The organism is Pseudomonas sp. SAS7 (assembly GCF_052112345.1).
Taxonomy (GTDB): Bacteria; Pseudomonadota; Gammaproteobacteria; order Pseudomonadales; family Pseudomonadaceae; genus Aquipseudomonas; species Aquipseudomonas putida_Q.
On the sequence record NZ_JBEGGO010000002.1, the window covers coordinates 406,961 to 429,421 of the forward strand.

General features: G+C 63.3%; 25 protein-coding genes. 10 read left to right on the plus strand and 15 right to left on the minus strand.

All coding sequences use genetic code 11. The annotated features are described in order from the left end of the window. Positions 1 to 29 precede the first annotated feature (29 nt). A complete protein-coding gene (locus tag ABI582_RS05440; protein ID WP_016502079.1) occupies positions 30 to 695 on the plus strand; it encodes a TetR/AcrR family transcriptional regulator in 666 nt (221 codons plus the stop codon). A 35-nt stretch (positions 696 to 730) separates the two neighbouring features. After that, positions 731 to 1,585, plus strand: coding sequence for a sulfurtransferase (locus ABI582_RS05445; RefSeq protein ID WP_442118573.1), 855 nt, complete (start codon positions 731 to 733; stop codon positions 1,583 to 1,585). Between the two features lie 138 nt (positions 1,586 to 1,723). Here ABI582_RS05445 and ABI582_RS05450 read toward each other — a convergent pair whose 3' ends face one another. The 7 genes from ABI582_RS05450 to ABI582_RS05480 all read right to left on the minus strand — a co-directional run bounded on the left by ABI582_RS05450 (position 1,724) and on the right by ABI582_RS05480 (position 9,402). After that, positions 1,724 to 2,716, minus strand: coding sequence for a hydrolase (locus ABI582_RS05450; protein WP_442118574.1), 993 nt, complete (start codon positions 2,714 to 2,716; stop codon positions 1,724 to 1,726). A gap of 60 nt (positions 2,717 to 2,776) precedes the next feature. Next, positions 2,777 to 4,141 carry a M16 family metallopeptidase gene (locus tag ABI582_RS05455; RefSeq protein WP_442118575.1) on the minus strand — a complete coding sequence of 455 codons (1,365 nt, stop codon included), beginning with the start codon at positions 4,139 to 4,141 and terminating at the stop codon, positions 2,777 to 2,779. After that, positions 4,134 to 5,435 (minus strand): M16 family metallopeptidase, encoded by a 1,302-nt coding sequence (locus tag ABI582_RS05460; protein WP_442118576.1) that lies wholly within the window; start codon positions 5,433 to 5,435, stop codon positions 4,134 to 4,136. Before ABI582_RS05460 ends, ABI582_RS05455 begins: the two co-directional genes overlap by 8 nt. Before the next feature lie 94 nt (positions 5,436 to 5,529). Beyond that, entirely contained in the window at positions 5,530 to 6,132 is a 603-nt protein-coding gene (gene rsmD / locus ABI582_RS05465; RefSeq protein WP_019473221.1) for a 16S rRNA (guanine(966)-N(2))-methyltransferase RsmD, read from the minus strand. After that, complete coding sequence (locus ABI582_RS05470) at positions 6,132 to 7,622, minus strand: M16 family metallopeptidase (RefSeq protein ID WP_442118577.1); 1,491 nt, start codon at positions 7,620 to 7,622, stop codon at positions 6,132 to 6,134. Before ABI582_RS05470 ends, rsmD begins: the two co-directional genes overlap by 1 nt. Continuing rightward, positions 7,615 to 8,970, minus strand: a complete 1,356-nt coding sequence (locus ABI582_RS05475; protein WP_049276522.1) for a M16 family metallopeptidase — start codon at positions 8,968 to 8,970, stop codon at positions 7,615 to 7,617. The genes ABI582_RS05470 and ABI582_RS05475 overlap by 8 nt, the downstream gene beginning before the upstream one ends. A gap of 117 nt (positions 8,971 to 9,087) precedes the next feature. After that, positions 9,088 to 9,402: a hypothetical protein gene (locus ABI582_RS05480; RefSeq protein ID WP_442118625.1), complete on the minus strand. Its 315-nt coding sequence runs from the start codon at positions 9,400 to 9,402 to the stop codon at positions 9,088 to 9,090. 45 nt (positions 9,403 to 9,447) lie between these two features. Between ABI582_RS05480 and ftsY the strand changes: the two genes are divergently transcribed. From ftsY to rpoH, 4 genes are all read left to right on the plus strand, one after another. Next, on the plus strand, positions 9,448 to 10,782 hold the full coding sequence (gene ftsY, locus ABI582_RS05485; RefSeq protein ID WP_442118620.1) for a signal recognition particle-docking protein FtsY: 1,335 nt from the start codon (positions 9,448 to 9,450) through the stop codon (positions 10,780 to 10,782). Positions 10,783 to 10,784: 2 nt separating this feature from the next. Beyond that, positions 10,785 to 11,456 (plus strand): cell division ATP-binding protein FtsE, encoded by a 672-nt coding sequence (gene ftsE, locus ABI582_RS05490; RefSeq protein ID WP_012274659.1) that lies wholly within the window; start codon positions 10,785 to 10,787, stop codon positions 11,454 to 11,456. Next, positions 11,453 to 12,478 (plus strand): permease-like cell division protein FtsX, encoded by a 1,026-nt coding sequence (gene ftsX / locus ABI582_RS05495; protein WP_442118578.1) that lies wholly within the window; start codon positions 11,453 to 11,455, stop codon positions 12,476 to 12,478. The genes ftsE and ftsX overlap by 4 nt, the downstream gene beginning before the upstream one ends. Before the next feature lie 111 nt (positions 12,479 to 12,589). Further along, entirely contained in the window at positions 12,590 to 13,444 is an 855-nt protein-coding gene (rpoH, locus tag ABI582_RS05500) for an RNA polymerase sigma factor RpoH (RefSeq protein ID WP_003249083.1), read from the plus strand. 326 nt (positions 13,445 to 13,770) lie between these two features. On the opposite strand, the gene mtgA is transcribed toward rpoH, so the two are convergent. Continuing rightward, complete coding sequence (mtgA, locus tag ABI582_RS05505) at positions 13,771 to 14,484, minus strand: monofunctional biosynthetic peptidoglycan transglycosylase (protein WP_442118621.1); 714 nt, start codon at positions 14,482 to 14,484, stop codon at positions 13,771 to 13,773. Positions 14,485 to 14,548: 64 nt separating this feature from the next. Between mtgA and ABI582_RS05510 the strand changes: the two genes are divergently transcribed. The 4 genes from ABI582_RS05510 (at position 14,549) to trmB (ending at position 16,822) form a co-directional block, all read left to right on the plus strand. After that, positions 14,549 to 14,920, plus strand: a complete 372-nt coding sequence (locus ABI582_RS05510; protein ID WP_442118579.1) for a DUF423 domain-containing protein — start codon at positions 14,549 to 14,551, stop codon at positions 14,918 to 14,920. 102 nt (positions 14,921 to 15,022) lie between these two features. Beyond that, positions 15,023 to 15,223 (plus strand): sulfur carrier protein ThiS, encoded by a 201-nt coding sequence (thiS, locus tag ABI582_RS05515; protein WP_033692437.1) that lies wholly within the window; start codon positions 15,023 to 15,025, stop codon positions 15,221 to 15,223. A gap of 54 nt (positions 15,224 to 15,277) precedes the next feature. Beyond that, positions 15,278 to 16,090, plus strand: a complete 813-nt coding sequence (locus ABI582_RS05520; protein ID WP_003249091.1) for a thiazole synthase — start codon at positions 15,278 to 15,280, stop codon at positions 16,088 to 16,090. Positions 16,091 to 16,099: 9 nt separating this feature from the next. Next, entirely contained in the window at positions 16,100 to 16,822 is a 723-nt protein-coding gene (gene trmB, locus ABI582_RS05525) for a tRNA (guanosine(46)-N7)-methyltransferase TrmB (protein ID WP_197897823.1), read from the plus strand. 630 nt (positions 16,823 to 17,452) lie between these two features. Here the strand turns inward: trmB and ABI582_RS05530 are convergent. The 7 genes from ABI582_RS05530 to ABI582_RS05560 form a co-directional block, all read right to left on the minus strand. Then, positions 17,453 to 17,779 carry a DUF3392 domain-containing protein gene (locus ABI582_RS05530; protein ID WP_019472081.1) on the minus strand — a complete coding sequence of 109 codons (327 nt, stop codon included), beginning with the start codon at positions 17,777 to 17,779 and terminating at the stop codon, positions 17,453 to 17,455. A gap of 9 nt (positions 17,780 to 17,788) precedes the next feature. Beyond that, the gene (gene hemW / locus ABI582_RS05535) at positions 17,789 to 18,964 is read right to left on the minus strand and encodes a radical SAM family heme chaperone HemW (RefSeq protein WP_442118580.1); all 1,176 of its coding nucleotides are present in this window, start codon (positions 18,962 to 18,964) and stop codon (positions 17,789 to 17,791) included. Continuing rightward, on the minus strand, positions 18,961 to 19,557 hold the full coding sequence (gene rdgB / locus ABI582_RS05540; RefSeq protein WP_016502062.1) for an RdgB/HAM1 family non-canonical purine NTP pyrophosphatase: 597 nt from the start codon (positions 19,555 to 19,557) through the stop codon (positions 18,961 to 18,963). Before rdgB ends, hemW begins: the two co-directional genes overlap by 4 nt. Then, on the minus strand, positions 19,554 to 19,988 hold the full coding sequence (locus ABI582_RS05545; RefSeq protein ID WP_063423296.1) for a DUF4426 domain-containing protein: 435 nt from the start codon (positions 19,986 to 19,988) through the stop codon (positions 19,554 to 19,556). The genes rdgB and ABI582_RS05545 overlap by 4 nt, the downstream gene beginning before the upstream one ends. Positions 19,989 to 20,010: 22 nt before the next feature. Then, positions 20,011 to 20,631: a methionine biosynthesis protein MetW gene (gene metW / locus ABI582_RS05550; RefSeq protein ID WP_003249106.1), complete on the minus strand. Its 621-nt coding sequence runs from the start codon at positions 20,629 to 20,631 to the stop codon at positions 20,011 to 20,013. 7 nt (positions 20,632 to 20,638) lie between these two features. Then, positions 20,639 to 21,778, minus strand: a complete 1,140-nt coding sequence (gene metX, locus ABI582_RS05555) for a homoserine O-succinyltransferase MetX (protein ID WP_019472085.1) — start codon at positions 21,776 to 21,778, stop codon at positions 20,639 to 20,641. Positions 21,779 to 21,866: 88 nt separating this feature from the next. Further along, complete coding sequence (locus ABI582_RS05560; protein WP_338745516.1) at positions 21,867 to 22,457, minus strand: YggT family protein; 591 nt, start codon at positions 22,455 to 22,457, stop codon at positions 21,867 to 21,869. Positions 22,458 to 22,461: the final 4 nt, after the last annotated feature.

A 22,461-nucleotide genomic window follows, 5' to 3' on the forward strand; every position in this document is an offset into this window, starting at 1 on the left:
TGATGAAGCCCGCAGACTGGGAGCTGAGCATGGCCCCGCGCATGAAGACCCGAGAGCGCATCGTGCAGAACAGCCTGGAGCTGTTCAACCAGCAGGGCGAACGCAGCGTCAGTACCAACCACATTGCCGCGCACATGGAAATCTCGCCCGGCAACCTGTATTACCACTTCCCCAACAAGCAGGCGATCATTGCCCTGTTGTTCAGCCAGTATGAAGAACTGGTAGACAGCTTCCTGCGCCCGCCGCAAGGCCGCCAGGCAACCGTGGAGGACAAGCGCTTCTACCTCAAGGCCTTGCTGGCGGCGATGTGGAACTACCGCTTCCTGCACCGCGACCTGGAGCACCTGCTGGACAGTGACGCGGAGCTGGCCGCCCGTTACCGGCGTTTTTCCGAGCGCTGCCTGCGCCAGGGCCAGGCGATCTACCGCGGCTTTGTCGAGGCGGGCATCCTGACCATGGCGCCGGCGCAGATCGAATCGCTGACCATCAATGCCTGGATCGTGCTGACGTCCTGGGTCCGTTTCCTCAGCACTACGCGTGAACATTCCGCGCACTTGGGTGAAGAAGCCTTCAAGCGGGGCGTCTACCAGGTACTGGTGCTGGAACTCGGCTACGTCACCGACCGTGCGCGCAGTGCTGTGGACGCCCTGTGCCAGGAATTCCATGTACCGTTCAACCAGGCTCTGGAACATTGACCCAGGGCCCTAGTGCCATCGATCAGGAGATTGTCATGCCCCTTGCGCAATTGATCACCCCGCAGCAGTTGGCCGAGCGTCTGGGCTCGCCCAAGTTGGTGATCCTCGACTGTCGCTTTGCCCTCGAGGATGTGGACTATGGCCAACGCAGCTATGCCCAGGGCCATATCGCCGGGGCGCATTTCGCCGACCTGGACCGCGACCTCAGCGGGCCGGTGAGCAAGGGGCGCACCGGTCGTCATCCACTGCCCGATGCGCAGCGGCTGGTGGAGCGCCTGCGCGAGTGGGGCGTGGACAACGACAGCGAAGTGGTGCTTTACGACGACGGCCCCGGCGCCTTTGCCGCCAGGGCCTGGTGGCTGCTGGTCTGGCTGGGCAAGCGCAACGGCGTGGCGATCCTCGATGGTGGCCTGAAGGCCTGGCATGCGGCGCACCTGCCGTTGAGCCTGGACCCGCCGCCCAAACGCGAAGGTACCTTCAGTGGTGAGCCGGATGCCAAGTTGCTGATCGATGCCGAGCACCTGGGCAAGCGCCTGGGCAGCACAGACCTGACCTTGATCGATGCGCGAGCCTTGCCGCGGTTTCGCGGTGAAGTGGAGCCGATCGACCCGGTGGCGGGGCATATTCCCGGGGCCCAGTGCGCGGCGTTTACCGACAACATTGGGGCAGATGGGCGTTTTCTGCCGGCGGATCAGCTCAAGCAGCGCTTTGCCGAAAAGCTTGGTGGGCGCGCGCCGGAGCAGTTGGTGTCTTACTGCGGGTCTGGGGTGACGGCTTGCCATAACCTGTTTGCGATGGCACTGGCGGGGTACCCGCTGGGCAAGCTGTACGCCGGGTCGTGGAGCGAGTGGATCAACAACCCGCAGCATGCCGTGGCCACCGGCGAGTAAGCAAGCGCGCTCTGCAAGGCTATCTTGGCTCTTGTGGGAGCGGGTTTACCCGCGAACACCGGCGAAGCCGGTGGCATCCTCCGCGCCGGATTCTTCGCGGGTGAACCCGCTCCCACAGGGTGTCGGGCAGATCTTCAGTCACTGGCCGTCTACCAGCCACTGCGGAATCCGCCGCTCCAGGTAGTACCCCGGGTTGCGCAGGGTGCCATCGACAAACCCCACATGGCCACCGCGGCGGTGCAGTTCGAAGCGGGTCTGGGGTGCCAGTTCACGGGCCGTAGGCAGGCTCTGGCCAGCCACGAACGGGTCATCGCTGGAATGGATGATCAGCGTCGGCGTGCGGTTCTGGCCGAGGAAGAAGTGGCTCGATGAGCGGCGATAGTAGTCGTGCACATCGCGAAAGCCGTTGAGCGGTGCCGTGACTTTGCCGTCGAAGTCCCAGAACGTGCGCAAGTTGGTCAGTTGCCCCAGGCGCTCCAGCGTCGCCAGCCGGTCATGCTCGCCCTGCTCTTGGAAGTGCCGCTGCTTGTGTTGAACATACGCCAGCATCTCGCGCATGAAGTGCGCCTGGTACACCTTGGAGAACCCCTGGCCGATACGGTCGGCACAATGGTCCAGGCGAAAGGGCACCGACACGGCAACTGCCGCCTCCAGCTGGCTGGCAACGCCGCTCTCGCCCAAGTATTTCAACAGCACATTGCCACCCAGCGAGTAACCCACCGCATACAGCGGCGCCAATGGGCGCTGGGCACGCAGGTGGCTGACAATTTCCGCCAGGTCTTCGCTGGCGCCGGAATGGTAGCTGCGCGGCAGCAGGTTGGGCTCGCCCGAGCAACCACGCCAGTTCACCGCCACGCTGGCCCAACCGCGGTTTTGCAGCGCTTGCTGCAACCCTTTGACGTAGGGTGAATGGGACGAGCCGGTCAGCCCATGTAGCACGAGCACCAGTGGCGCCTGTGCCTGATGCGGGCCATGCCAGTCGAGGTCGATGAAGTCGCCGTCGGCCAGCCACAGGCGCTCACGGTTGCGCTGCAGCTCAGGCAGCTTGCGCCACAGGGGGCCCCACAGCGTCTGCAGGTGGGGGTTGGACAGGCCGATGGCCGGACGGAAGGTGGCGCTTGGGCTGGGCATGCTGGGCAACTCATGATGTGCTTGCCTAGAGTGCCATGAAAAAGCGCCACAGTACCTGCGCTATTGGTCGGTAGCCGGCAGTGGTTGTTGCTCGGTGGGTGGGCCGACACTGACGCGTACTGCCTGGCTCAAATCGAGCTGCCGCTGCATGACGGCGCGGACATCTGCCGGTGTCAGCCTGGCGAGGCGCTCGATGTAGCTGTCGAGAAAGTCGGCGGGCTGGCGTTGATGGGTGATTTGTGTGAGCAAGGCTGCCAGGTGCTTGTTCTGTGCCACATCGCGCAGCAGTTGCCCTGCCAGTTGCTTGCGCGCCACTTGCACCTCGGCCTGGGTCGGCCCTTGTTCGATGAACTCGCGCAGCAAGGTTTCAACCAGTACTTGAGAGCCTTGGACGTACTCTGGCGCGATATCCCATTCGGCGCTGAACAGGCCACCTGCGCTCAAGGCATTTACCCGTGTGTAGATGCCATACGTCAGCCCGCGGCGGTGTCGCAGTTCATTCATCAAGCGTGACGCGATTCCCGACCCCAATACTTCACTGGCCAACACCAGGGCCGGATATTGCGGATGATTGGCTGGCACGCTCATGGGTAATGCAATCAGGACGGCAGTGCTTGCGCCAGGCTGTTCGACATTGAGCGTGGCGCCGGCTGCTGGAGCAGCGGCCGGCAGCTCGATTGCGGACCAGCCTTGGGGCAGTGCCTGACTGATCTGTTGTGAAACGGCCTGGGCCTGTGCAAGGGAGAGGTCCCCCACTACTACGATGTCCAGGTTACTGGCGCAGTAGGCGCGTTGGTGGAAGCGCCTCAGGTCCTCAGGGTTAGCCTGGTCTATCCCTTGCTGAGTGCTGCCTGATGGGTTGCCATATGGATGACCACTGAACAAATGACGAAAGGCTTCGCTACGCGCCCTCAAGCGGGGGTGGTGCTCGCGAGATGCATTGTGCCGCAGCAGTTGGCTTTTTATCTTGGCTAGCGCGTCAGCGGTGAAGGCAGGGCGTGCCACAAGGTCGATGAAAAGCGCCAGTGCCGGGTCGAACAGTGCTTCGGTGCTCAGGCTTCGCAGGCTCAGGGTCACGTGCTCCAGGCGGATCTGCTTTTCCATGACAGCGCCCAGGCGCTCCAGTTGCTCTGCTTGCTGGGTGGCGGTGTGCTGCTGGCTGCCCTCGTCGAGCATGTAGAACGCCAAGGATGCCAGGCCGGGGAGCACGGTGTCCTGGGTTGTACCGGCCCTGAATTGCAGCACGATATCGATTATTGGCAGTCCTCGGGCTTCGACGAATTTCACGGCGGTGCCGCTATCCGTTGTCCACGCCTGCACCTGGGTATCAATGGGTTCGAAGAGGTCCAGATCAACCCCCTGGGCCGACACCAGGCCACCATGAACAGGGCTGTTTGCAGCGGGGTATGAATTCGCGTCATTCATCAGCGCTTTCCTTGTGATGCGTAAAGGTGATGGTGGTCCGGGATTCGGTCAGGAAGTCATAAGCCGCCAGGCCTACCTGCTCGGCTGTCACGGCTTCGATGGCTTGCCGTTCATCCTCCAGTGCAACCGGGTCCAGGCCGCAGGCCGCCTGCTTGCCGATGGCTTCTGCCTGCTTGCTGATATCGTCCCTGTCGAATAACTGCTCGGCCAGAAGCCGTGCCTTGGCGCGCTGGAGGTCTTCTATGCTGGGCGCTGACTGGCGGAACGCTTCGATTTCCAGCAGCAGTCGTTCTGCCGCCATCTCGGGTGCAACGTGCGGGCTGCAGAACGCGTAAAACGTCAGCAGGCCGTCACCCCGTTGCCAAGGCTCATAGTCCGACCACACACCTTGCAAGACTGGTTCATCTCGCACGAGCAGGCGCTGGAGGATGCTGGCGTGGCCTTGGCCAAGAATCTGGGGCAGCAGACGCAGTGCATACGCTTGTGAGTCAGACCGGGCGGTGCATTGACTGGGTAGGTTGAAACTGATGATCACGCCCGTGCGCAGGCCGTGCTGGCGCAAGGTTTGAACGCGCCGAACCAGGCTGGAGGGCTCTACAGGTATTTGCCGGGCCGGCAGGCGATGAGCGGGGATCGCTGCAAAGTGTCGCGTTACCAGCGTTTGCAGTTGCCCTACGGTAATGTCGCCGGCCACTGCCAGCGTCGCGTTGTTGGGGTGGTACCAAGTCTGGTACCACGTGCGTGCCGCTGCGGGGGTCATGTGGCCGAGGTCGGTCTTGTAGCCGATTACGGGCGTGCCATAGCCGCTGTTGTCATAGGCCAGCAGCAGGTGATGTTCCAGGGCCTGCGACCACGCGTCGTTATCGATATCCTCGCGTCGCTCGGCCATGACAACCGCCAGTTCGCGGGCAAAAGGCGCATCGCTGAGGGTGGCGCTGGCCATGATATCGGCCATGGCTTCCAGGGCGATCTCCAGGCGGTTGGCTGGCAACGTCAGCGGAAAGGCCGTGGCATCGGGGAGGGTGAATGCATTTGCCTCACCACCCAAGTGGCTCATGAGGGCGGAGTATTGGCCCCCAGCCAGTTTGCTGCTGCCTTCGAACAACAAATGTTCAAGGGCATGCGAAAGGCCGGTATGGCCTTCGGGCTCGTAGCTGGAACCCACGTGATACCAAAGCTGCACGCTGACCAGAGGTGCGCGGCGGTCTTGACGCAAACAGACGCGCAGGCCATTGGCGAGGGTAAAAGCACTTACCCGGCTAGCCGGTGTGGGCAGGGAGGGGCGTTCGGTCATGGTTGAAGTGCTCCTTCAAGAAACAAAGGAGCAGCTTCAGCCACGCAGGCGGCGGGAGTGGGGTAACTAAGTAAGCCAAACCCGGTTTATCGGGTCATCCTCGCTGCCAGAGCGCGTAATGCACCTGGCCGGTTTTCTTCTCGCGGTGCAGGCGCCAGTTGCCGGGCATCGGCAGTGTTGAAGGCGCCGCTTCGCTTTCGGTGTAGATCAGCGCCTGTTCGCCCAGCCACTGGTTCTGCTCCAGCAGGTTGCAGGTGTTGGCCAGCAGGTCCTGGTGGAACGGCGGGTCGAGGAACACCACGTCGAACTGTTGCTTGGCCGGGCCTTGCAAGTAGCGCAGGGCATCGGTTTGCAGGATTTGCCCGCGCGGGCAACGCAGGATCTCGAGGTTGTTCTTCAGGTTGCCGATCGCCGCCGGGTTGCTGTCCAGTGCCACGGCATCCTTGGCGCCGCGAGACAGGGCTTCGAGCACCAGGGCACCGCTGCCGGTGAAGGCATCCAGAACGCGGGCACCCTCGATGTGCGGCGCCAGCCAGTTGAACAGGGTTTCGCGCACGCGGTCAGGCGTTGGCCGCAGGCCTTCGCCTTCCGGTACCGCCAGGCGGCGGCTACGCCACTCGCCGGCGATGATGCGCAGGTGGCCCTGGCCCTTGCTTTGGCCCGATTGCGGGCGGGCGGGAGGGGTGGATCTTGGCATTAGTGCTCCGGTACCCCGAGCGCTTGCTCGGAGGGCTTGTCAGTGGGTGCTGGCAGCGGTTTTTGTGGCACTTTCGGGCCTACGGTGACGATCACCAGTTTATCGGCTGACAGGTGTTTGTTCATGGCCGCCTTGACCTGCTCGACGGTGAGGGCCTGGGACTGCTGCATGAAGTCCTCCAGCCAGGTCAGCGGCAGATTGTAGAAGCCGATTGCGCCCAACTGGCCGACGATGCTGGCATTGCTGGCATTGGACAGCGGGAAGCTGCCGGCCAGTTCGCGCTTGGCATCGTCCAGCTCTTGCTGGGTGGGGCCTGTCTTGAGGTAGTCGGCAAGAATGCCCTGTACCAGCTTGAGCGTGCCTTCACTGAGCTCGGCACGGGTCTGCAGGTTGATCATGAACGGGCCGCGCACCTGCATGGGGCTGAACACCGAGTACACGCCGTAGGTCAGGCCACGCTTTTCACGCACTTCGCTCATCAGCCGGGTACCGAAGGCGCCACCACCGAGGATCTGGTTACCCAGCGACAAGGCTGGCCAATCCGGGTCCTGGCGGTCGATACCAAGCTCGGCCAGCATGAGGTGAGTCTGTTTGGACGGGAAGTCGATGTGGGTCAGGCCGGCCTTGGCTTCGCTGGGCTGGGCTGGCGCGGCAAGCGCCGGGCCCTTGGGCAGGCCCGCCGAAACCTGGGCGGCAATGGCTTCGGCCTCGGCACGGCTGAGGTCGCCGACCAGGGCGATTACTGCGTTGCCGCCGGTATAAGCCTTGGCGTGGAAGGCACGCAGTTGTGCCAGGGTAATGCCGTTGATGGTTTCTGCGGTGCCATCGCTTGGATGGGCGTAGGGGTGGTCGCCATAGAGGTTGCCGAACAGCGCCTTGCCAGCGATTTTGCCGGGGTTCTGCTTCTCGTATTCGAAGCCGGCCAGCATCTGGTTCTTGATGCGCTTGAGGGCGTCCTCGGGGAAGGTCGGCTTGCCGGCCACTTCGGTGAACAGCTTGAGCGCAGGTTCGCGCTTGTCCTTGATGCTGAGGCTGCGCAGCGACGCCACGGCCATGTCACGGTAGGAGCCGTTGCCAAAGTCTGCGCCCAGGCCTTCGAAACCTTCGGCGATGGCGGTGACGTCCTTGCCGGCCACACCCTCGTTGAGCATGGCGTTGGTCAGCGCCGCCACGCCGGGTGTTCCGGCGTCCTGGCTGCTGCCGGCGGCAAAGGTGACGCGCAGGTCGAACATCGGCAGTTCGCGGGCTTCCACGAACAGCACCCGGGCGCCCTCAGCGGTGCTCCAGTGCTGGATGTTCAGCTGGCGCCGGCTGGGTGCCTTGCCATCCAGCTCGGCCAGCGACTGCAAGGTGTTGGCCGGGCGGGCGGCGCTGGTGTCCGCCTTGGCGGCGTTGTCGGCCATGGCCGGGGCGGCCAGCACTGCCGCCAGCGCCAGGGCGCGGATGCCCGTGGCCAGCAGGGTTGGGCGCGGTGCGCTACGATCACTCATGAGCGGACTCCTCGGGCAGTACATGGGCAACGCTCAGGCGTTCGCGGGTGAAGTAGGTGCGCGCGGCGTCCTGGATGTCCTGCGGGGTGACGCGCTTGAGCTCGTCCAGCTCGCTGTCGATCAGTTTCCAGGACAGGCCGACGGTTTCCAGCTGGCCGATGGTGGTGGCCTGGCTGCTGATGGAGTCGCGGTCGTAGACCAGGCCGGCAATGACCTGGGCGCGTACGCGTTCGAGCTCTTCGGCGCTGGGCGGGGTGGTCTTGAGTTCTTCAAGCAACTGCCAGATGCCTTTCTCGACATCGTCGAGGGTTTTCTGCTTTTGCACGTTCGGCGTGGCCGAGATCAGGAACAGGCTGTCGCCGCGGGTGAAGGCGTTGTAGCTGGACGAGGCGCCAGCCACCAACTCCTGGCCACGCTCCAGGCGTGCCGGCATACGGGCGCTGTAGCCGCCGTCGAGCAGTGCCGAGATCAGGCGCAGGGCATGCACGGTGCGCGGGTCCTTGGCGGTGGGCAGGCCGGGCACGTTGAAGCCATAGATCAGGCTGGGCAGCTGGGTGCGTACGTGCAGGGTCAGCTGGCGCTGGCCAGGCTCGGCCAGCTCCAGTGGCAGCTTGGCCGGCGGAACGGCGCGCTTTGGAATGCTGCCGAAATACTTCTGTGCCAGGCCCTTGACCTCGTCGGCGGTGACATCGCCGACCACCACCAGGGTGGCATTGTTGGGGGCGTACCAGGACTCGTACCAGTGGCGCAGTTCTTCGACCTTCATGCGCTCCAGGTCCGCCATCCAGCCGATGGTCGGCGTGTGGTAGCCGCTGGCCGGGTAGGCCATGGCGCGGAACAGCTCGAACGCCTTGGAGTTGGGCTGATCGTCGGTGCGCAGGCGGCGTTCTTCCTTGATTACCTCGATTTCGCGGCTGAACTCGTCGGCCGGCAGGCGCAGGCTGGCCAGGCGGTCGGCCTCCAGCTCCAGGGCGACTGGCAGGCGGTCGCGGGCCAGCACCTGGTAATAGGCGGTGTAGTCGTCGCTGGTGAAGGCGTTTTCTTCGGCACCCAGGTCACGCAGGATGCGCGAAGCTTCGCCGGGGCCGACTTTGGCGCTGCCCTTGAACATCATGTGTTCCAGCGCATGGGACAAACCGGTCTGGCCCGGGGTTTCGTAGCTGGAGCCGACCTTGTACCAGATCTGCGAGACCACTACCGGGGCGCGATGGTCTTCGCGCACGACCACCTTCAGGCCATTGTCGAGGATGAATTCGTGGGTGGGTTGCACATCGGCGGCGAAGGCCGCGAGCGGCAGGCAGAGCGTGCCGAGCAACAGGCCAGCGGCGCGGCGGGCTAGAGCATTCATAAGGTGTTTAACCTGTTCGGCGGCCCGCTGGGTTTAGCGTCGGCGGGCCAGGAGGTGCTAGGATACTGATCCGGTTGCCTGGCGACCATGCCTGTCGCCGTTCTGGCCCGCAGGACACTAAGACAAAACGTTGCGCATGAACCAGCAGGCTTCAAGATAGTCTGTTCTGCGTAGAGAGAATTCCCGATGGGCCGTTGCTGGCTCATCGCTACCCTGAGATAGCCGTCCTCCATGTTTGGTTCCAACGACGACAAGAAAGCGCCGGCCGAGGCTGGCGAGAAGAAAGGCCTGTTCAGCTGGTTTCGCAAGAAGCCGCAGCAACCTGTCGCCGAACAGCCACAAGCCCCTGAATCCCAGGCCGCAGAGCCGGTAGCGCCGCCATCCGCCGTCGAGCACGCTGAAGCTGCTCCGGTCGAGCCGGTGGTTGCTCAAGCACCTGCACCTGCAGCTGAGGCCCCTCTGGCTGCTGAGCCAGCAGTGGCCCCTGAGCCTGTACCTGCCCCGGTGGTTGCGCCAGTCTTTGAGCCTGCACCTGCTCCGGTGGCTGCCCCGGTCCCTGAGCCTGCACCTGCGCCAGTGGTTACCCCAGCTCCTGAGTCTGCCTCGGCCCCTGTGGGAGCGGGCGTGCCCGCGAATGCGGAGCCTGCCGCCCCGCAGCTCGAAACCCCTGCGCCAGTAGCAGCCCCGGCCATTCAAGCCGTCGAACCCCCGGTCAGCAACCTGGTACTGCCCGTTGCCGAGGAGCCCGTCGCTCTCGTCCCAGATCTTGAGCCAAAAGCCCCGCCAGCGATCCCCGAGCGTCCGGCAGCAGAGCCCGTGCAACCAGAGCCCGTGCAACCAGAGCCCGAGCCTGTGGCTGCGGCCGCAACCGTTACCGAACAAGCCAAGCCAGGCTTTTTCGCCCGCCTCAAGCAGGGCCTGTCCAAGACCAGCGCCAGCATCGGCGAAGGCATGGCCAGCCTGTTCCTCGGCAAGAAGGTCATCGACGACGACCTGCTCGATGAAATCGAGACCCGCCTGCTGACCGCCGACGTCGGTGTGGAAGCCACCTCGGCCATCGTCCAGAACCTGACTCAAAAGGTTGCCCGCAAGCAGCTGGCCGACGCCGACGCGCTTTACAAGTCGCTGCAGGAAGAACTGGCCGCATTGCTGCGCCCGGTCGAGCAGCCGCTGAAAGTGCAGGCGCAGAACAAACCCTATGTCATCCTCGTGGTTGGCGTGAACGGCGCCGGCAAGACCACCACCATCGGCAAGCTGGCGAAAAAGCTGCAGCTGGAAGGCAAGAAAGTCATGCTGGCTGCCGGTGACACCTTCCGTGCCGCAGCGGTCGAGCAGCTGCAGGTGTGGGGCGAGCGTAACCAGATTCCGGTGATCGCCCAGCACACCGGTGCCGACTCCGCGTCGGTGATATTCGACGCCGTGCAGGCCGCCAAGGCCCGTGGCGCCGACGTGCTGATCGCCGACACTGCCGGCCGCCTGCACACCAAAGACAACCTGATGGAAGAGCTGAAGAAGGTCCGCCGGGTCATCGGCAAGCTCGACGCCGATGCGCCCCACGAGGTGCTGCTGGTGCTTGATGCCGGTACCGGCCAGAACGCCATCAGCCAGGCCAAGTACTTCAACCAGAGCGTCGAACTGACCGGCCTGGCCCTGACCAAGCTGGACGGCACTGCCAAAGGCGGGGTGATCTTCGCCCTGGCCAAGCAGTTCAACATCCCGATCCGCTTCATCGGTGTCGGTGAAGGCATCGATGACCTGCGCACCTTCGAAGCCGAGCCGTTCGTCAAGGCTCTGTTCGCCGAGCGAGACTGACCATGATCCGATTCGAACAGGTTGCCAAGCGCTATCCCAACGGTCATGTGGGTTTGCATGAGCTGAGTTTCCGGGCGCGCCGGGGCGAATTCCTGTTCGTCACCGGCCACTCGGGTGCCGGCAAGAGCACCTTGCTGCGTCTGTTGCTGGCCATGGAGCGCCCGACCAGCGGCAAGCTCATGTTGGCCGGGCAGGACCTGGGCCAGATCAGCAATGCGCAGATCCCGTTCCTGCGTCGGCAGATCGGCGTGGTGTTCCAGAACCACCAGCTGTTGTTCGACCGCACGGTGTTCAACAACATCGCCTTGCCACTGCAGATCCTCGGCTTGTCCAAGGCCGAGATCGCCAAACGCGTGGATTCGGCGCTGGAGCGTGTGTCGCTGTCCGACAAGGGCGAACTGTTCCCGGCCGACCTGTCCACCGGGCAGCAGCAGCGGGTGGGTATCGCCCGCGCCATCGTCCACCAGCCGGCCCTGCTGCTGGCCGACGAACCCACCGGTAACCTCGACCCGCGCCTGGCAGCAGAGATCATGGGCGTGTTCGAGGACATCAACCGCCTGGGCACCACGGTATTGATCGCCAGCCATGACCTGGCACTGATTGCGCGCATGCGCCACCGCATGCTCACCTTGCAGCGCGGCCGCTTGATCGGCGATGGGGAGGCCGGGCAATGAGCACTATACGTACGCCGAAGGTTTCCGAGCGGGTTGCGCCAAAGCCGGCCGACCCGCAACCGCAGAAGAAAAAGCGCGGCGAGGACGATGACGGCCCTGATTTCCGCACACTGCTGCATGCCTGGCTGGAAAGCCACCGTGCCAGCATGGCCGACAGCCTGCGCCGCCTGGGCAAGCAGCCGATCGGCAGCTTTTTCACCTGCCTGGTGATGGCGGTGGCGCTGAGTATGCCCATGGGCCTGTCGTTGCTGCTGAAGAACGTCGAGCAGTTGGGCGGTTCGTGGCAGCGCGCTGCGCAGATTTCGCTGTACCTCAAGCTCGATGCCGGCAGCCGCGATGGTGAGGCCCTGCGCGACGAGATCAAGGGCATGCCCGGGGTGGCGGATGCGCAATTTGTCAGCCGCGAGCAGGCGCTGGAGGAATTCCAGCAGCAGTCGGGGCTGGGCGAGGCCCTGCGCGAACTGCCCGACAACCCGCTGCCTGGCGTGGTGGTGGTAACCCCGACCGAGGTCGACAAGCCGGCCCTGGACGCCTTGCGTCAGCGCCTGTCGGAACTGCCGCGGGTGGAAGTGGCGCAACTGGACCTGGTGTGGGTCGAGCGCCTGGCGGCCATCCTCAAACTGGGTGACCGCTTCGTCTTCGGTCTGGCCGTGATGCTGATTTCTGCCCTACTGTTAGTAATCGGTAACACAATTCGTCTACACATTGAAAACCGCCGTGTCGAGATCGAAGTGATCAAGCTGGTAGGCGGCACTGATGCCTACGTGCGCCGGCCTTTCCTGTACATGGGCGCCTTGTATGGCCTGGGTGCGGGGCTGCTGGCGTGGGGTATCCTGGCGTTTGGCCTGAATTGGCTCAACGACGCGGTTGTAGGGCTTTCCGGGCTGTACGGCAGTGACTTCGCCCTGGGCGGGGTGCCGGCGTCCGATGGTCTGTCGCTCTTGATCGGAGCGGTGCTGTTGGGGTATATCGGTGCATGGATTGCCGTCGCTCGTCATCTGAACGAGCTGGCGCCGCGATAGTTTTTACGTGCCAGCATTGACATTTTCTTCACTACGGAACTTGTACCGTCGTTCCAGGTCAATGTTGGCAGCGCCCACAAGGCGCGAGTTTAGTAAGTCGGAGGTTCTTGAATGACCACATCGTTGCAACCTGCCTATGCCCTGGTACCCGGTGCAAACCTGGAAGCCTACGTGCACACGGTCAACAGCATCCCGCTGCTGACGGTCGAGCAGGAGCGTGATCTGGGCGAGCGTCTCTATTATGAGCAGGATGTCGAGGCCGCTCGTCAAATGGTGATGGCCCACCTGCGTTTCGTCGTACACATCGCCCGTAGCTATGCCGGCTACGGGCTGGCCCAGGCGGACCTGATCCAGGAAGGCAACGTCGGCCTGATGAAGGCCGTCAAGCGCTTCAACCCGGAAATGGGCGTGCGCCTGGTGTCGTTCGCCGTGCACTGGATCAAGGCAGAGATCCACGAGTTCATCCTGCGCAACTGGCGCATCGTCAAGGTGGCCACCACCAAGGCCCAGCGCAAGCTGTTCTTCAACCTGCGTAGCCAGAAGAAGCGCTTGGCGTGGCTGAACAACGACGAAGTGCATCGCGTGGCAGAAAGCCTTGGCGTCGAGCCGCGTGAAGTGCGTGAGATGGAAAGCCGCCTGAGTGGCCAGGACATGGCCTTCGACCCGGCAGCGGAAGCTGACGACGACAGCGCCTTCCAGTCGCCTGCGCATTACCTGGAAGACCACCGTTACGACCCGGCGGTGCAGTTGGAGGATGCCGACTGGAGCGACAACTCCACCAGCAACCTGCACGAAGCGCTGCAAGGGCTGGATGAACGTAGCCGCGACATTCTCTACCAGCGCTGGTTGGCGGAAGAGAAGGCCACGTTGCATGAGCTGGCCGACAAGTACAGTGTATCGGCTGAGCGGATTCGCCAGCTGGAGAAAAATGCGATGAACAAGGTCAAGGCATTGATCGCTGCCTGATCGAGCCTGGCTGCAAATAAAGCCGCTTGCCTGGATAAGGTGAGCGGCTTTTTTGTGCTCGGCGTGAATGTTGTGACGCCCGAGAGATCGAGCGCCGCCCGCGCGGCGCATCGCGAGCTGCGCTCGCTCCTACGTTTGTTTCGGGCCGGTAACGCCTGTGACAGGCGTGCGCGACCGCTCTGTTTGTACGGCGCGATATCGGGGCATGCGCCAAGGCGTCCGCGCGCAAATCCCACAGGAATAATTGGCCTGAAACAAACGTAGGAGCGAGCGCAGCTCGCGATGCGCCGCGCGGGCGGCGCCCGATTTACGCATCACCGCAATATTCAAAGCTTGTTGCGCGAAGTATCGAGTTGCATCAGGTAGCTGGGCCCTCCCAACTGGCTCATCTGCCGGCGAATCCACCCCGCCCGGCTAGCCACATAGGCGCTCGGCCGGCTGGCACTCCACTTGATCGGGCTTGGCAGCACCGCCGCCAGCTGCGCGGCCTGCTGGCGACTAAGACGACTGGCATCGACACCAAAGTGATAACGCGCCGCCGCCTGGGCGCCAAATACGCCTTTGCCCCATTCGGCACTGTTCAGGTAAACCTCAAGAATCCGCTCCTTGGACCAGAACAGCTCGATCAGGGCCGTGAACCAGGCCTCCAGCCCTTTACGAAACCAGCTGCGCCCGGACCACAGAAACAGGTTCTTGGCCACTTGCTGGGTCAGGGTGCTGGCACCGCGCACACTGCCGCCACGCTCGTTGTAGGCCAGTGCGGCCTGGATAGCCGGGATGTCGAACCCCCAGTGGCTGGCGAACTTTTGGTCCTCGCCGGCAATGACGGCAACCTTCAGCTCATCGGAGATGTTCTCCCATGGCTCCCAGTCGCGCTGCAGGTCGATCGGCTCGCCATTGACCCAGGACTGGACCTTGCGCTCGACCATCAGCGCCGTGCCGGGCGGTGGCACCCAGCGGAACACCAGCACCAGCACGATGCTGCCGGCAGCGAACCAGAGCAGGGCGCGGGAGAGGCGACGGATAAGGGTTGGCAGCATGTCGATGGCTTGGCCGTACGGGTGGAAGGGGCCATTATACAGACCCGATACAAGGAGTCGTCCCATGCTTCGCAGCTTCCTGATGCTTGCCGCCTTTTTCGGCTTTACCGGGGTCGCCCTGGGTGCCTTCGCCGCCCATGGCCTGAAAAACCGGCTGACGGCCGACTATCTGGCGATCTTCCACACGGGCGTGACTTATCAGCTTGTGCATGCCTTGGCGATCTTCGGTGTCGCCGTGCTCTCGGTGCACCTGCCCGGGCGCCTGATCGGCTGGGCTGGCGGCCTGTTTGCCTTAGGCATCTTGCTGTTCTCCGGCAGCCTGTACCTGCTGACCCTCAGCGGCCTGGGCAAGCTGGGTATCATTACCCCTATTGGCGGCCTGTGCTTCCTGGCCGGCTGGCTGTGCCTGGGGCTGGCAGCCTGGCGACTGGGCTGACCGAGTGGTCCACAATCGCGACTAATGGCGTGCACCGGCCTTGGGTTGCAGGTGGGTTCGGCGCTAGAATGCGGGCCCCAAAGAACAATGGTGGCCGTGCGCATGCGCATTCAACTGAACGGTGAACCTTACGAACTGCCTGCTGGCGAAAGCGTTGCAGCCCTGCTGACGCGCCTGGAGCTGACCGGGCGCCGCGTGGCAGTGGAACTGAACCTGGATATCGTGCCGCGTAGCCAGCACGACAGCACGCTGCTGAACGACGGCGACCAGGTCGAAGTCGTCCACGCCATCGGTGGCGGCTGACAGCAGCCCGTTGGTTCACAAGCAAGCCCAGCAACCTTTTCCCGAGGAACAACGATGAGCAACGTTCGTAGCGACAAGCCCTTCACCCTGGCCGGGCGTACTTTCCAGTCGCGCCTGCTGGTCGGTACCGGCAAGTACCGTGACATGGAAGAAACCCGCCTGGCCACCGAGGCCTCGGGTGCCGAAATCGTCACCGTCGCCGTGCGCCGTACCAACCTTGGCCAGAATGCGGGCGAGCCGAACCTGCTCGACGTGCTGTCGCCCGACAAGTACACCATCCTGCCGAACACTGCAGGCTGCTTTGACGCGGTGGAAGCGGTGCGTACCTGCCGTCTGGCTCGTGAACTGCTGGACGGGCGCAAGTCGCACGAATCCCGCACGCTGGTGAAACTGGAAGTGCTGGCCGACCAGAAGACCCTGTTCCCCAACGTGATCGAAACCCTCAAGGCCGCCGAAGTGCTGGTCAAGGAAGGTTTCGACGTGATGGTGTACACCAGCGACGACCCGATCATCGCCCGCCAGCTGGCCGAAGTCGGCTGCATCGCGGTCATGCCGCTGGCTGGCCTGATTGGCACCGGCCTGGGTATCTGCAACCCCTACAACCTGCAGATCATCCTGGAAGAATCCAAGGTGCCGGTGCTGGTCGATGCCGGTGTGGGTACCGCTTCCGACGCCACCATCGCCATGGAAATGGGCTGCGAGGCGGTGCTGATGAACTCGGCCATCGCCCACGCCCAGCAGCCGGTGCTGATGGCCGAAGCCATGAAGCACGCCATTGTCGCCGGTCGCATGGCCTACCTGGCCGGCCGTATGCCGAAGAAACTCTATGCCAGCGCCTCTTCGCCGCTGGATGGTCTGATCAAGTAAGAGCTCCTGATGACTGAATCGCACGATACGCCGATCACCCCCGACGGCGAAGCCCGCCCACACCGCCGCATCAAGAGCTTCGTGATGCGCGCCGGGCGCATGACCGAAGGCCAGCAACGCGGCCTGGACCAGGGCGGCCCGCTGTACATCCTGCCGCTGGCCGACAGCCCGGTGGACTACGACCAGGTGTTCGGCCGTTCGGCGCCCCGCACCCTGGAGATCGGCTTCGGCATGGGCCATTCCCTGCTGGAAATGGCGGCTGCCGCGCCTGAGCAGGATTTTATCGGTGTAGAAGTTCACCGCCCGGGTGTCGGCGCGCTGCTCAACGGCGTACTGACTCAGGGCCTGAAGAACCTGCGGGTGTACGACTGCGATGCCATCGAAGTGCTGAACCGCTGCGTGGCGGACAACAGCCTCGACCGCCTGATGCTGTTCTTCCCAGACCCTTGGCACAAGGCGCGTCACCACAAGCGGCGCATCGTCCAGCTGGAGTTTGCCGAGCTGGTACGTCGCAAGCTCAAGCCCGGTGGCGTGTTCCACATGGCCACCGACTGGGAGCCGTATGCCCAGTACATGCTGGAAGTGATGAGCGCCGCCCCGGGCTATCGCAACCGTGCAGCCGACGGCACCTACGTGCCACGCCCCGAAGAGCGCCCGATCACCAAGTTCGAACGCCGCGGCGAGCGGCTGGGGCATGGGGTGTGGGATTTGAAGTTCGAGAAGGTGGATTGATCGGCTGATCTGGCCTTTCGATGTGCTGGTGCTTGCAGAAATGCGGGCGAAAAAAAACCGCCTTGAGAAAGGCGGTTTTTTTGTGGGCGACAGGACTGAGTATCCTTCGCTCTGGGACTTCACCGAAAACGCCCCCACAGTCAGGGGATCATAAGCAGCCAAAAAGGGCGCGTCAACGATCAGAAATATCCAGCATCACGTGTGTCTGCGCGGTTAACAGCTTTGATTGCGCATCCCAATTATCATCGTGTTGCTCCTGTGGGGAAAAATTCGGTGATGGGTCGGGTAGGAGAAGAATTCTGCTTTCCGGCCCCTTCGACACGGCCTGAGAACCGTGCCGGTAACTGACTTCGAAGGGCCATTAACCTGGCCACTTCACCGAAAACGTCCCCAGAGTTTTCGAAGGCATCGAAGTGCCGGTTAGATGCTGGAAGATTGGCCCGCCAACACGGAGGCCAAGGCATATGAAGCGTTTGCTTGATGCGCTGAGCCGCGTCTGGAAGCTCATTCGGATCTTGATTGTGCTCAAGACCGTTCGGGACTTCATGCGTGACCACTTCGATGATGCCCGTTAAGGGCTAGTCAGGTGGTTGGGCTGCCCTGGTTCCCCGGGGCAGCTTTTTGCAACCCTTACCCTCGGCGATCAGCCACCACACCAATCAGCACCAGCACCACCAGCAACACCGGCGCCAGCGCGTAGTTGTTGAACTGTGCCAACCCCTTCACCACCCACGGCGTGGCATAGATCAGCGCCGCACCGCTGCCGATCATCACCATCAGCGCCATGAACGGCACCCGCAGTGCACCCGCCAGGCCACCCAGGCGTTGTTCGGCCCAGGCTTTCACATCGCTGCCGAACAGCACCAGCAGACAGCCTACCAAGGCCAGTGAAATCTCCGACAGGTTGCCGCGGCTCCAGCGGGAAACCGTTGCGAGCAGATCAAGTACCAGATCCATGGGTCATCCTTAGGTCAAGAAATACTGCAGCAGGTCATTGAGGAACAACTGGCCCCTTGGCGTGGCTACCAGTCGATCCGGTTCGACCTGTAAAAGGCCTTTTTGTTCGGCGGCGCGGCGTGCCTCGCGCAGCTGTGCCAGCGGCAAACCGGTGCGCTGGGTGAACAGTTCGGCTTCCACGCCATCGGTAAGCCGCAAGGCGTTCATCAGGAACTCGAACGGCAGTTCGTCGACTGGCAGCAGCTTCTCGCCGGCCTTGAACGGCTTGGCCAGGTTCAGGTAGTCCTTGGGCAGGCGGGTTTTCCAGGTGCGCAGGATGCGGCCATCGGCGAAGGTCAGCTTGCCGTGGGCACCGGCACCGATGCCGATAAAGTCGCCAAAGCGCCAGTAGTTGAGGTTGTGCTGGGCTGCACGGCCCGCCTGGGCATAGGCCGAGACCTCGTATTGGCGATAGCCGTGCTCGGCCATCAGTGCCTGGCCGGCCTCCTGGATGTCCCAGAGGATGTCGTCCTCGGGCAGCTCTGGCGGCTGGTTCCAGAACACCGTGTTCGGTTCCACGGTCAGCTGGTACCACGACAGGTGCGTCGGGCCCAGGTCAATGGCCTGGCGCAGGTCGCCCAGCGCGTCATCCAGCGACTGGTCGGGCAGGCCGTGCATCAGGTCCATGTTGAAGTTGTCGAAGCCGGCAGCACGCGCCATGCCGGCAGCACGGACCGCTTCGTCGCCATTGTGGATGCGTCCCAGCGCCTCCAGCTTGGCGCCCTGGAAGCTCTGAACGCCGATGGACAGGCGGTTGATGCCGGTTTGCCGGTAGGCCTTGAACTTGTCCTGCTCGAAAGTACCCGGGTTGGCCTCCAGGGTGATTTCGATGTCTGGCGCGAACGGGATGCGTTGTTCCACGCCGCGCAGCAGCCGCCCCAGGGCATCGGCACTGAACAGGCTGGGCGTACCGCCACCAAAGAAGATCGAGCTGATCGGGCGGCCCTGTACGGCGGCCAGCTCCTGGTCGAGGTCGTCCAGCAGGGCTGTGACGTAGGCGTCTTCCGGCAGTTCAGGTCCGGCAGCGTGGGAGTTGAAGTCGCAGTAAGGGCATTTGCGTACGCACCACGGGATGTGGATGTACAGCGCCAGCGGCGGCAGGCTGGTAAAGGCCGCCGCGCCGGGAGAAGACAGCATTTCGATCATGCCAGGCCCAGACGTTGGCGCAGCAGGGCCATGGCACGGGCGCGGTGGCTGAGCTGGTTTTTATCTGCCGGGGCCAGGTCGGCGCTGGAGCAGTTGCGCTCCGGTACCCAGAACAGCGGGTCGTAGCCGAAACCGTGCTCGCCGCTGGCCTCGAACAGGATGCTGCCGTGCCACAGGCCTTCGCACAGTATCGGCAACGGGTCGTCGGCATGGCGCACCAGCGCCAGGACGCAGACGAACTGCGCGCCGCGCTCGGCCTCGGGCACGTCTTTCAGGGCTTCGAGCAGCTTGGCGTTGTTCGCTGCGTCACCCTTGCCGTCGGCATAGCGTGCCGAGTAGATACCCGGCGCACCACCGAGGAAGTCCACGGCCAGGCCAGAATCGTCGGCCAGGGCCGGCAGGCCGGAAATACGCGCGGCGTTGCGTGCCTTGAGGATGGCGTTCTCGACGAACGAAAGGCCGGTTTCTTCCGGCTCGACCTGGCTGAACTCGCCAATCGAGCGCAGCTGCACGGACTGGCCGAGCATGGCCTGGAGTTCCTTGAGTTTGCCGGCGTTATGGCTGGCCAATACGAGTTGCTGGAAATTCATCATTCGCCTGGGAACACTTCCTGGTTGAAGCTGAGGGAGTTGCTGATGCCGCCGGTTTCGATGTTCAGGTCGAAGGTGACGGTTTCTGGCTGGTCGATCTTGAACTGGGCGATGTAGTACACCGCGCCCTGTTCGGTAACCTGCTTAAAGGACAGCGGGCTGCTGCGCCCGGTCAGGTCCTTGACCGTGCCGCTGACCACCGCCATGGCAGGTTTGTCGGCCTTGAGCACGGCAATGTTGAGCACGCCCTGGTTCTTGCTGCGTACCAGGCCGGTGGCTGCGGCCACCTCGGGTGTCAGCATGCTCGACGTGAATGCGCTGTAATGCACCGTCACGTTGCCAAACACTTCCTTGCGCTCGGGCCGGGCGGCATCGGCAGCCAGTACCGGCAATGCCAGGCACAGACTGATCAGGAACAGGGCTAGGCGACGCATGGGGCAATTCCTCCGGTGGGCGTCAGACAGCGAGCTGGTGCTCTTGCAGGCCCGGGCTGCTGACGCGATAGATGCCGATCTCACCTAGAAGATTAGGCCATAGCCGGCCACCCCACCCGTTGCGGTGCAAGTGGTCGACGGCCAGGCGGTCCAGCACCTTGGCCCTGCGTTCGTGCACCAGCTCTTCGAAGTCGGCGAAGGTGCAGAAGTGGATGTTCGGCGTGTTGTACCAGGTATACGGCATGAAGTCCGATACCGGCATGCGGCCTTTGGTCGCCAGGTACCAGCGGCAGCGCCAGTGGCCGAAGTTGGGGAAGGTGATGATGCACTGGCGGCCCACGCGCAGCATCTCGTCGAGGATGCGGTCGGGGTACTCCACGGCCTGCAGGGCCTGGGTCATGATCACTACGTCGAAACTGTTGCTGGCGAAGTTGCCCAGGCCCTTGTCCAGGTCCTGCTCGATGACGTTGACGCCCTTGGCCACGCAGGCGGCGATGTTGTCGGCGTCGATCTCCAGGCCATAGCCGGTGACCTGTTTGCGGTCACGCAGCGAGGCCAGCAGTTCGCCGCTGCCGCAGCCCAGGTCGAGTACCCGGCTGCCGGCGGGGATCCAGTCGTGGATGATTTCCAGATCGGCTCTCATGCTGTCCTCAGATGGCAATGCGGTTCATGTAGTTCGAGAAACCCTGCATGTAGCGAGGCGTGGGGATCAGGAAGGCATCGTGCCCGTAAGGCGATTCGATCTCCAGGTAGCAGACGTTCTTGCGCGCAGCCATCAGGGCGTCGACGATCTCGCGCGAGCGGGCCGGCGAGAAGCGCCAGTCGGTGGTGAACGACATGATGCAGTAATCCGCCTTCACGTGAGCCAGGGTGGCAGCCAGGTCACCGCCTTGGGCAGCAGCCGGATCGAAGTAGTCCAGCGCCTTGGTCATCAGCAGGTAGGTGTTGGCGTCGAAACGGCCGGAAAACTCCTCGCCTTGGTAGCGCAGGTAGCTTTCGACCTGGAACTCGACGCTGTGGAAGTCGTAGTTGAGCTTGTCGCTTTTCAGCTCACGGCCGAATTTTTCACCCATCGAGTCGTCGGACAGGTAGGTGATATGGCCGACCATGCGCGCCAGCATCAAGCCGCGCTTGGGAATGACGCCTTGGTCCTGGAACGAACCACCATGGAATTCGGGGTCGGTGAGGATCGCCTGGCGAGCCACTTCGTTGAAGGCGATGTTCTGCGCCGACAGCTTGGGCGCCGAGGCAATGTCGACGCAGTGGCGCACACGCTCCGGGTAGCTGATGGTCCATTGCAGTGCCTGCATGCCGCCCAGGCTGCCGCCGACGACAGCGGCCCATTGCTGGATGCCCAGGCGCTCGCCCAGGCGCACCTGGCTGTGCACCCAGTCCTCTACGGTCAGTACCGGGAAGTCGGCGCCGTAAGGCTTGCCCGTGGCCGGGTTGACGCTGCTGGGGCCGGTGCTGCCGTTGCAGCCGCCGAGGTTGTTCAGGCTGACCACGAAGAAGCGGTTGGTGTCGATCGGTTTGCCTGGGCCGATGCAGCTGTCCCACCAGCCCGGTTTGCGGTCAGTGGCGGCATGGTAGCCGGCGGCATGGTGGTGGCCGGACAGGGCATGGCAGATCAGCACGGCGTTGCTCGCGCTGGCGTTCAGGGTGCCATAGGTCTCGTAGACCAGCTCGTAACTGGCCAGGGAGCGGCCACAAGCCAGTGCCAGCGGTTCATCGAACCGGGCGGTTTGCGGTACTACCAGACCGACGGAATCTTCGGGAAAGACAGTGGACATCGACCCTGCTCACGCTTGACGGAGGCGTAAGTCTAAAGAGCGCTACCCCCAGCGGCAAGCAAAGGCTTGCCGCTGAAAGCAACCAGGGTCAGATCATGCGCCACAGTTCTTGTGGCATGCCCGCGTAGGCGGCCAGCGGGGGCATGACGAACGACTGGATCACCTGGATCGCCAGGAAGGCGAAGATTGGCGAGATGTCCATGCCGCCCAGGTTGGGCACGATGCGGCGGAACGGTGCCAGCACCGGCTCGCTGATCTGGTAGGCAAGCTCTGCTGCCGGGTTGTGGCTGTTGGGGGCAACCCACGACACGATCACCATGACGATCATCGCCACCCAGAAGATCTTCAGGAACAGCGAAGTGATACCAATGATCGCCCACATGAGCAGGTGCAGGACATCACCGAAGGTACCGTAGGTGACCATCAGCACGAAGCCCATCAGCAGGGCCTGGATGACCACCGCCAGCAGCAGCGACGAGGTATCCAGCCCGCCGATGCTGGGGATGATCCGGCGGATCGGCTTGAGCAGCGGCTGCGTGGCGCGTACCGCGAACTGGCACAGCGGGTTATAGAAGTTGGCTTTGACCAGTTGCAGGACAAAACGCAGCAGGACGATCACCAGGTAGAGGCTGACCAGGGTTTGCACCACGAAGATCGCGGCGCCGGACAGTGCATTCATCTAA

Bases quoted from the DNA above. Each gene is read 5' to 3' on its own strand.
- ABI582_RS05440 (WP_016502079.1), top strand. From the start codon at position 30: ATGGCCCCGCGCATGAAGACCCGAGAGCGCATCGTGCAGAACAGCCTG.
- ABI582_RS05445 (WP_442118573.1), top strand. From the start codon at position 731: ATGCCCCTTGCGCAATTGATCACCCCGCAGCAGTTGGCCGAGCGTCTG.
- ABI582_RS05450 (WP_442118574.1), bottom strand. From the start codon at position 2,716: ATGCCCAGCCCAAGCGCCACCTTCCGTCCGGCCATCGGCCTGTCCAAC.
- ABI582_RS05455 (WP_442118575.1), bottom strand. From the start codon at position 4,141: ATGAATGACGCGAATTCATACCCCGCTGCAAACAGCCCTGTTCATGGT.
- ABI582_RS05460 (WP_442118576.1), bottom strand. From the start codon at position 5,435: ATGACCGAACGCCCCTCCCTGCCCACACCGGCTAGCCGGGTAAGTGCT.
- rsmD (WP_019473221.1), bottom strand. From the start codon at position 6,132: ATGCCAAGATCCACCCCTCCCGCCCGCCCGCAATCGGGCCAAAGCAAG.
- ABI582_RS05470 (WP_442118577.1), bottom strand. From the start codon at position 7,622: ATGAGTGATCGTAGCGCACCGCGCCCAACCCTGCTGGCCACGGGCATC.
- ABI582_RS05475 (WP_049276522.1), bottom strand. From the start codon at position 8,970: ATGAATGCTCTAGCCCGCCGCGCCGCTGGCCTGTTGCTCGGCACGCTC.
- ftsE (WP_012274659.1), top strand. From the start codon at position 10,785: ATGATCCGATTCGAACAGGTTGCCAAGCGCTATCCCAACGGTCATGTG.
- ftsX (WP_442118578.1), top strand. From the start codon at position 11,453: ATGAGCACTATACGTACGCCGAAGGTTTCCGAGCGGGTTGCGCCAAAG.
- rpoH (WP_003249083.1), top strand. From the start codon at position 12,590: ATGACCACATCGTTGCAACCTGCCTATGCCCTGGTACCCGGTGCAAAC.
- mtgA (WP_442118621.1), bottom strand. From the start codon at position 14,484: ATGCTGCCAACCCTTATCCGTCGCCTCTCCCGCGCCCTGCTCTGGTTC.
- ABI582_RS05510 (WP_442118579.1), top strand. From the start codon at position 14,549: ATGCTTCGCAGCTTCCTGATGCTTGCCGCCTTTTTCGGCTTTACCGGG.
- thiS (WP_033692437.1), top strand. From the start codon at position 15,023: ATGCGCATTCAACTGAACGGTGAACCTTACGAACTGCCTGCTGGCGAA.
- ABI582_RS05520 (WP_003249091.1), top strand. From the start codon at position 15,278: ATGAGCAACGTTCGTAGCGACAAGCCCTTCACCCTGGCCGGGCGTACT.
- trmB (WP_197897823.1), top strand. From the start codon at position 16,100: ATGACTGAATCGCACGATACGCCGATCACCCCCGACGGCGAAGCCCGC.
- ABI582_RS05530 (WP_019472081.1), bottom strand. From the start codon at position 17,779: ATGGATCTGGTACTTGATCTGCTCGCAACGGTTTCCCGCTGGAGCCGC.
- hemW (WP_442118580.1), bottom strand. From the start codon at position 18,964: ATGATCGAAATGCTGTCTTCTCCCGGCGCGGCGGCCTTTACCAGCCTG.
- rdgB (WP_016502062.1), bottom strand. From the start codon at position 19,557: ATGATGAATTTCCAGCAACTCGTATTGGCCAGCCATAACGCCGGCAAA.
- ABI582_RS05545 (WP_063423296.1), bottom strand. From the start codon at position 19,988: ATGCGTCGCCTAGCCCTGTTCCTGATCAGTCTGTGCCTGGCATTGCCG.
- metW (WP_003249106.1), bottom strand. From the start codon at position 20,631: ATGAGAGCCGATCTGGAAATCATCCACGACTGGATCCCCGCCGGCAGC.
- metX (WP_019472085.1), bottom strand. From the start codon at position 21,778: ATGTCCACTGTCTTTCCCGAAGATTCCGTCGGTCTGGTAGTACCGCAA.
- ABI582_RS05560 (WP_338745516.1), bottom strand. From the start codon at position 22,457: ATGAATGCACTGTCCGGCGCCGCGATCTTCGTGGTGCAAACCCTGGTC.